This window comes from Paracoccus angustae, assembly GCF_042648745.1.
GTDB classification, from domain to species: Bacteria; Pseudomonadota; Alphaproteobacteria; order Rhodobacterales; family Rhodobacteraceae; genus Paracoccus; species Paracoccus angustae.
Window position 1 is genome coordinate 1 of the sequence record NZ_JBHRXY010000075.1, and the last position, 5,768, is coordinate 5,768.

General features: G+C 60.1%; 7 protein-coding genes and 1 pseudogene. 7 read left to right on the forward strand and 1 reads right to left on the reverse strand.

The features are described from left to right. Positions 1–335 (forward strand): hypothetical protein (locus ACFOM8_RS22285; RefSeq protein ID WP_377764566.1); only part of this gene is annotated, 335 nt, incomplete at its 5' end. Here ACFOM8_RS22285 and ACFOM8_RS22290 read toward each other — a convergent pair. Further along, positions 301–1,410 carry a DNA methyltransferase gene (locus tag ACFOM8_RS22290; protein ID WP_377764567.1) on the reverse strand — a complete coding sequence of 370 codons (1,110 nt, stop codon included), beginning with the start codon at positions 1,408–1,410 and terminating at the stop codon, positions 301–303. The genes ACFOM8_RS22285 and ACFOM8_RS22290 overlap by 35 nt on opposite strands. A gap of 171 nt (positions 1,411–1,581) precedes the next feature. On the opposite strand from ACFOM8_RS22290, the gene ACFOM8_RS23155 reads away from it, so the two are divergent. The 6 genes and pseudogenes from ACFOM8_RS23155 to ACFOM8_RS22325 form a co-directional block, all read left to right on the forward strand. Further along, on the forward strand, positions 1,582–2,676 hold the full coding sequence (locus ACFOM8_RS23155; protein ID WP_449301522.1) for an AAA family ATPase: 1,095 nt from the start codon (positions 1,582–1,584) through the stop codon (positions 2,674–2,676). Then, positions 2,673–2,876, forward strand: coding sequence for a hypothetical protein (locus ACFOM8_RS22305; protein WP_449301521.1), 204 nt, complete (start codon positions 2,673–2,675; stop codon positions 2,874–2,876). The genes ACFOM8_RS23155 and ACFOM8_RS22305 overlap by 4 nt, the downstream gene beginning before the upstream one ends. Continuing rightward, positions 2,869–3,306: a DUF6362 family protein gene (locus ACFOM8_RS22310; protein ID WP_377764568.1), complete on the forward strand. Its 438-nt coding sequence runs from the start codon at positions 2,869–2,871 to the stop codon at positions 3,304–3,306. Before ACFOM8_RS22305 ends, ACFOM8_RS22310 begins: the two co-directional genes overlap by 8 nt. Positions 3,307–3,340: 34 nt before the next feature. Beyond that, complete coding sequence (gene darT / locus ACFOM8_RS22315; RefSeq protein ID WP_377764569.1) at positions 3,341–3,979, forward strand: type II toxin-antitoxin system toxin DNA ADP-ribosyl transferase DarT; 639 nt, start codon at positions 3,341–3,343, stop codon at positions 3,977–3,979. After that, positions 3,979–5,058: a type II toxin-antitoxin system antitoxin DNA ADP-ribosyl glycohydrolase DarG gene (gene darG / locus ACFOM8_RS22320; protein ID WP_377764570.1), complete on the forward strand. Its 1,080-nt coding sequence runs from the start codon at positions 3,979–3,981 to the stop codon at positions 5,056–5,058. The genes darT and darG overlap by 1 nt, the downstream gene beginning before the upstream one ends. Positions 5,059–5,527: 469 nt before the next feature. Then, a pseudogene (locus ACFOM8_RS22325) lies at positions 5,528–5,704 on the forward strand (DNA methylase); the annotation flags it as partial. Positions 5,705–5,768 lie beyond the last annotated feature (64 nt).

Sequence of the window (5,768 nt, forward strand, 5' to 3'; positions counted from 1 at the left end):
TCGTCGATCTTGTCCCGATCAATCTCCATGGACTGAGCATACTACGGTCAGACTGGGGCGGGAATCGGGCGGTTACGCTAAAGAGCCAGGGAATGACGATCTCGCAGTGGGCGAACCTTTTCCGGTCGAGCGCCAAAGCTGAAGCGAAACTGCGGAAAGCGATCAAGGCGCAGGAAACTGCTGAGGAGAAGCAAGACCAGAACGCGATCGAGGTTGCGGCTCGTCAGATCAAGGCCGCCGAGCAAGAGGTGCGACGCGCTGATGGGTACGTCGCAAAGATCCTCGAAGAGAAGCTCAACATCAAAGAAGAGGACGCTGACCAGCTTCTCGAATGATCCGCTCCAGACCGTAATGGAAGTAGGTTGGGTCGATCTCTCCGGAGAACGACCTTCGTCCCAGTCTCCGCGCAGCGACTGAAGCAGAGAACAGGCCGCCGAACGGTTCCCACACGACCTCCCCGGGCCGGGTCGTCGCTTCGATGGTCCTGGTCATGAGGTCGAGCGGCTTCTGGTTGAGATGCACTGCCCGACCAGATGCGCCGTTCGTTTTGATACGCTCTGCTCCACGCAATGCTGGGCGGCTCCACACGTTCGTCATGCCATGAGGGCACTCGAAGTGAGAGCGGGTCTCTTCCCAGTCGGCGGAGGTCATTGGGCGCACGCCATCTTGCGAGAAGTAAGGGCGACCTTCAGGGATGCCGTGCGTGTTGGCGTAGTCGACCAGCATCTGGAATTTCTCGGCCGGCATCCAATACCAGAGATGCCCTTGGTCGAGATACTTCCGTGTTGCGGCGTCGGCGACCCCGCACGCCTTGTTCGACTCGCGAACCGGAAGGCCAGTGCGCTTCCATTCCTCGAGCAACCAGAACTTGATATGGCGACCTTTCACGCGGGGCTCGCGAACGTATTGAACGCAGACTTCGGAGACGACGGGAAAGCGCCGGATCTTCTTTGTGTTCACGTTTCCAGCAATGTGACCGATGCCCTTGTCCCAGATGTTGGCGTTCACGTAACGCCAGCCATGTTTCTCTAGGACTGGGTGAACGGTCGCCCAGCCAATCTCTGAGTTCCAGAACCAGAGCATGGTGCTGCCCTTGGCACGGGCCGACCACGCCGCGATATGCGGCTCATACCATTCGGGCATGCCGGTATGATCGGATGTATCGCCCTCAAAACCGAGAACCCCGTAGGCGCCGTCTGATACGATGCAATCGGGCGCATCCCAAGCAGCGTAGTGATCGAGGCTATCCCCGAACATGACCGTCGTCTGACCGTCGGACCACTGATCCGCCTCAGGCAGATCTGCACGCTTGATCGCCTTCCCCCTCCCGACAGTGGAAGTCGGGGTGCTGCGGGCGCGGGTCTTTTCTTCGACCGGAGATTCGGGCGCGGGATCGAGCGATTCAGTCATGCGCTACTACTGGCAGACTCCGGGAGCAAATGCGACACAAAATATGCTCCAAACAGTGGTTGATGCGTCCCATCTTGACCGTTCGGCGAACCAGCGGCTCTGTTGGCTTGCAGGAAGCAGCGACGACGCATCAGAGAGTGAGTATACACGGTCCTTTCTCAAATTTGCTGCATCTGCCACTCTGCCGGGAACGGCTCCAGCACCCGCGCCAACGTTACCGCTGCCGGTGTTTCGTTCCTTGGCTTCACGCCGCCACGGCCGCTGCGCGTGTTCTATCTGCAGGCCGAGATCCAGTACCATTATCTGCGCGAGCGCATGCAGCAGATCGGCCTGCCGCCCGAGGTGATGGCCGCCGCCCGCGAAAATCTTGTCGTCACGCCGAAGCTGAAACTCCTGCTCGATGAGGGTGGCAGCGCGCTGGTCGCGCAGGCGATCCAGCAGGCGTTCCCGGCCGAGCCCGTCGACATCCTGTGCATCGACCCGATCCGCAACCTGTTCGACGGCGGACCTGACGGCGGTGGCGAGAACGACAACGCTGCGATGATGTTCTTTCTCAAGGACCGGGTCGAGGTGCTTCGCGACCACGTGAACTCCGACTGCGGGATCATCCTGATCCACCACACCAAGAAGCTGAGCAAGCATCAGGTGAAGGAGGATCCGTTCCTCACCACCTACCCCTGGGCAGTCTCAAAGGCTGCATGTCCCGCCCGTCACCCCATCGAGCAGCAACCCGGAAAGGAGCCCATCATGGCCCACGTATCTCTGACCCCGTCACCCATGAGCGCCCCGTTCCCCGGCGTGCCTGTCGTCCTCGCCCTCGATCTCGGCACCACGACCGGCTGGGCCCTGCAGGCCGCTGACGGACTGATCACCAGCGGCACCGTGTCCTTCCGACCCAGCCGCTACGACGGCGGCGGCATGCGCTACCTGCGGTTCCGGGGCTGGCTAGAGCAGCTGGCGAACGACGCCGGCACCATCACCGCCATCCATTTCGAGGAGGTGCGCAGACACGTCGGCACCGACGCTGCCCATGTCTATGGCGGGCTGCTCGCCACGTTGACGTCGTGGGCGGAGACCGCGGGCGTTGCCTATCAGGGCGTGCCGGTCGGCACCATCAAGCGCCACGCCACCGGCAAGGGCAACGCGAACAAGGACGCCATGATGGCCGCCGCCCGCGCGCGCGGCTTCTCGCCCGCAGATGACAACGAGGCCGACGCCATCGCGATCCTGCTCTGGGCGCTGGAGACCCGGGGAGGTGTGCAATGAGCGGCATGCGGTTCACGCCCAAGAGCTACGGCGGTCGCCGCCGCAACCCCGACGAGGTCAAGCGCGAAGGCTGGAAGGAACAGGGCCTGCTGGCCGTCGCCATCGACGACGATCGCCTGACCTGGCCCGAGCGGGAACTGGTGCGCCAGCTCGGCGAGCGGCTCTATGGCAAGCGGGAACGGGAGGCGCGTCATGGGTGAGTGGACCACAGCGCAGGTGCAGGACCGGCTGGAGCTCGCGGCGGGCGTGATGCGACAGATGCCGGGCGTGATGCCGCAGGGCTTCTTCAACGCCTGGCCCGAGTATTTCCACAGCTTCGCCGACAAGGTCGGTCAGGAGCCGCAGATGCGTCGCCCGAGGCCCAGCCCGCGTCAGATCACGCAGGCCGAGGAGGCGATGCTCTGGCTGCGCTGGCTCGAGAAGGACGACGCAAGGCTCGTCTGGCTTCGAGCGAATGGCACGCCGTGGAAGCCGATCTGCTGGGAACTCGGGATCAGCCGGGCAACGGCGAACCGACGCTGGCAGTATGGCGTCGCGGTTATCGTCTGGCGGTTGAATGGCAAGCAGGTACCGCAGAAGCGGTCAATCGGCTTCGTGGTCGACGGCGCTGGCCGCTATACAGCATCTTGAGGGAAGTCGGTCCAGACTGTATCGATATCGGGACATGGCCAACTTGACCGCCGAAAAAGCACTGATCTTTAGGATCACGCACATCAACAATGTGCCGTGGATCCTCAGGCATGGGCTTCATTGCAAGAATTCCGGTGTGCAGGACCCCAATTTCGTGCGAATTGGGAACCTTGAACTGATTCAGCGTCGGACGGCACGGAATGTTCCAGTGCCCCCGGGTGGAACACTATCAGACTACATACCGTTCTATTTCACGCCATTTTCGATGATGATGTACAATATCAAGACTGGTTACGGAGGTATTCGTCAGTTCCCGAACGCGGAGATCGTGATCATGGCGTCGTCACTTCGTGGGCTCGCGGATCGAGGCGTAGCGACCGTGTTCTCGGATCGTCATGCATACCTCCAGACTGCGCAGTTCTTCACCTCGCTCGACGACCTCGACAAGATCGACTGGGGCATCCTGCAGCGGAGGGACTTCAAACGCGATGTCGATGATCCCGAAAAGACAGACCGCTACCAGGCCGAGGCGCTGGTGCACAGGCACTTGCCAGTCGAGCACCTTGCAGGCATAGTCTGCCTCAGTGAGAACGAAAAAGGAACACTCGAACGGCAACGGGAGGAGGTTGGGCTCGATCTCAAAATTGTGGCGCGACCTGGCTGGTATTTCTGATGGTAACTTACACGCAGGGCAATCTTCTTGAAGCCGACGTCGACGCGGTGGTGAACACCGTGAACACGGTCGGAATCATGGGCAAAGGAATTGCCCTGATGTTTAAGGAGCAATTTCCAAAAAACTTCGAAGCCTATGCGCGCGCCTGCGATGCGGGCGAAGTCCGTATTGGCAAAATGTTCGTTACCGAGAACAAGGAACTCTTCGGGCCGCGCTGGATCATCAATTTCCCGACCAAGACCCATTGGCGAGTCAAAACCAAGATCGAATGGGTCGAGGATGGATTGAAGGATCTTGTCCGAGTAATTCAAGAGAAGAAAATTCATTCAATTGCAATTCCTCCACTCGGCTGCGGTAATGGAGGCCTCGACTGGAGCGACGTGCGTCCTCTTATCGAGGCGGCATTGGCGGAACTTGATGTCGTCAATGCCATCGTCTACGAGCCGACTTCCAAGTATCAGAATGTCGCCAAGCGCACCGGTGTCGAGAAGCTCACCCCGGCACGCGCACTGGTGGCTGAGATGGTTCGTCGGTACTCCCTCCTTGGGATCGAGTGTTCGATTCTTGAGGTCCAGAAGCTAGGTTGGTTCCTCGAGCGCGGTGTAACGCGGTTCGGAGGGTCCGATGCGCTCAAGTTCAGGTTCCAAGCAAACAAGTACGGACCTTATTCGCATAACCTGACGAAGCTGCTCGATAGTCTCGACGGCAGTTATCTCCGGTGCGACAAACGCCTCGCGGATGCCGATCCCATGGATCTCATTTGGTTCAACGACGTTAAATACGATCGGGTGCAAGCCTATCTGAACTCCGGTGAAGGCAAGCAGTTCTCAAGCGTACTGGAATGGGCTTCGGCCACCATTGATGGCTTCGAGTCGCCCCTCGGTATGGAACTTCTGGCGACTGTCGACTGGATGATGCAGCACGACGATATCGAACCGACTGTTGAGGGAGTGATGGAAGGCCTTAAGGGCTGGGCTGGTGGGGAAGCCGCTGGACAGCGCAAGTTGAAGATCTTCGATCGGCGGTTGGTCGCCATCGCATTGGACCAACTACAGACGTCGAACAGACTGCCCGCTTGATGATGTCTGCAGTCGTCGGACAATAACGGCTGTAAAGGCTGTCAAGTCTAGCTGCATTTGCGAGACAATTTCCTGCGAGACATCGTGCGCCGAGACAGCCTGCCGTTTTGAGGCTATCAATCAGGGCATACTCGGGAGAGGAGCGCGCAGGCTGAGGCCGCGCCGCTGGCTTCAGGGGTCCGGCGAGGGGACCACTCCGGGTCCGAACTGCCAAGTCTTTGATATCTTGGTTCCTTCCTGGCGACATTCGTATGCTGGCGGGCGAAGCGCGGCGCATCGCCAGTGACAGGGCAGATTTTTTGGGATGCCACCCTGTCCGGAATCCACCCTCGCTACGCTGAAAACCACAAGAAATCAAACCCATGGACCCGGATTCCGCCGTGGCCACTGGACCCTTCCCGGAGTCCAGTCCGGCCGCTGGCATCCGGAGTCCACGGTATCCACTCCCAATCGAGGCGAACCCACCCCCATGACGCTGAGCTTTGCCCCAGAGCGGATCGAGACCTGGCCGCTGTCGCGCCTGCAGCCCTATGCGAAGAACGCGAAGCTGCATGGTGCCGATCAGGTCGCGAAGCTGGCCGCCAGCATGGCCGAGTTCGGCTGGACCGTGCCTTGCCTCGTCGGCGAGGACGGAGTGTTAATTTCCACCCAGAAGTGACCCAGGTTTTCCATCGAGAACTGACCCACCTTTGATTATGGTTTTTGGGTCA

What these genes read in the sequence shown, in the direction of transcription:
- ACFOM8_RS22290 (WP_377764567.1), bottom strand. Translation starts at nt 1,410, where the DNA reads ATGACTGAATCGCTCGATCCCGCGCCCGAATCTCCGGTCGAAGAAAAG.
- ACFOM8_RS22305 (WP_449301521.1), top strand. Translation starts at nt 2,673, where the DNA reads ATGAGCGGCATGCGGTTCACGCCCAAGAGCTACGGCGGTCGCCGCCGC.
- ACFOM8_RS22310 (WP_377764568.1), top strand. Translation starts at nt 2,869, where the DNA reads ATGGGTGAGTGGACCACAGCGCAGGTGCAGGACCGGCTGGAGCTCGCG.
- darT (WP_377764569.1), top strand. Translation starts at nt 3,341, where the DNA reads ATGGCCAACTTGACCGCCGAAAAAGCACTGATCTTTAGGATCACGCAC.
- darG (WP_377764570.1), top strand. Translation starts at nt 3,979, where the DNA reads ATGGTAACTTACACGCAGGGCAATCTTCTTGAAGCCGACGTCGACGCG.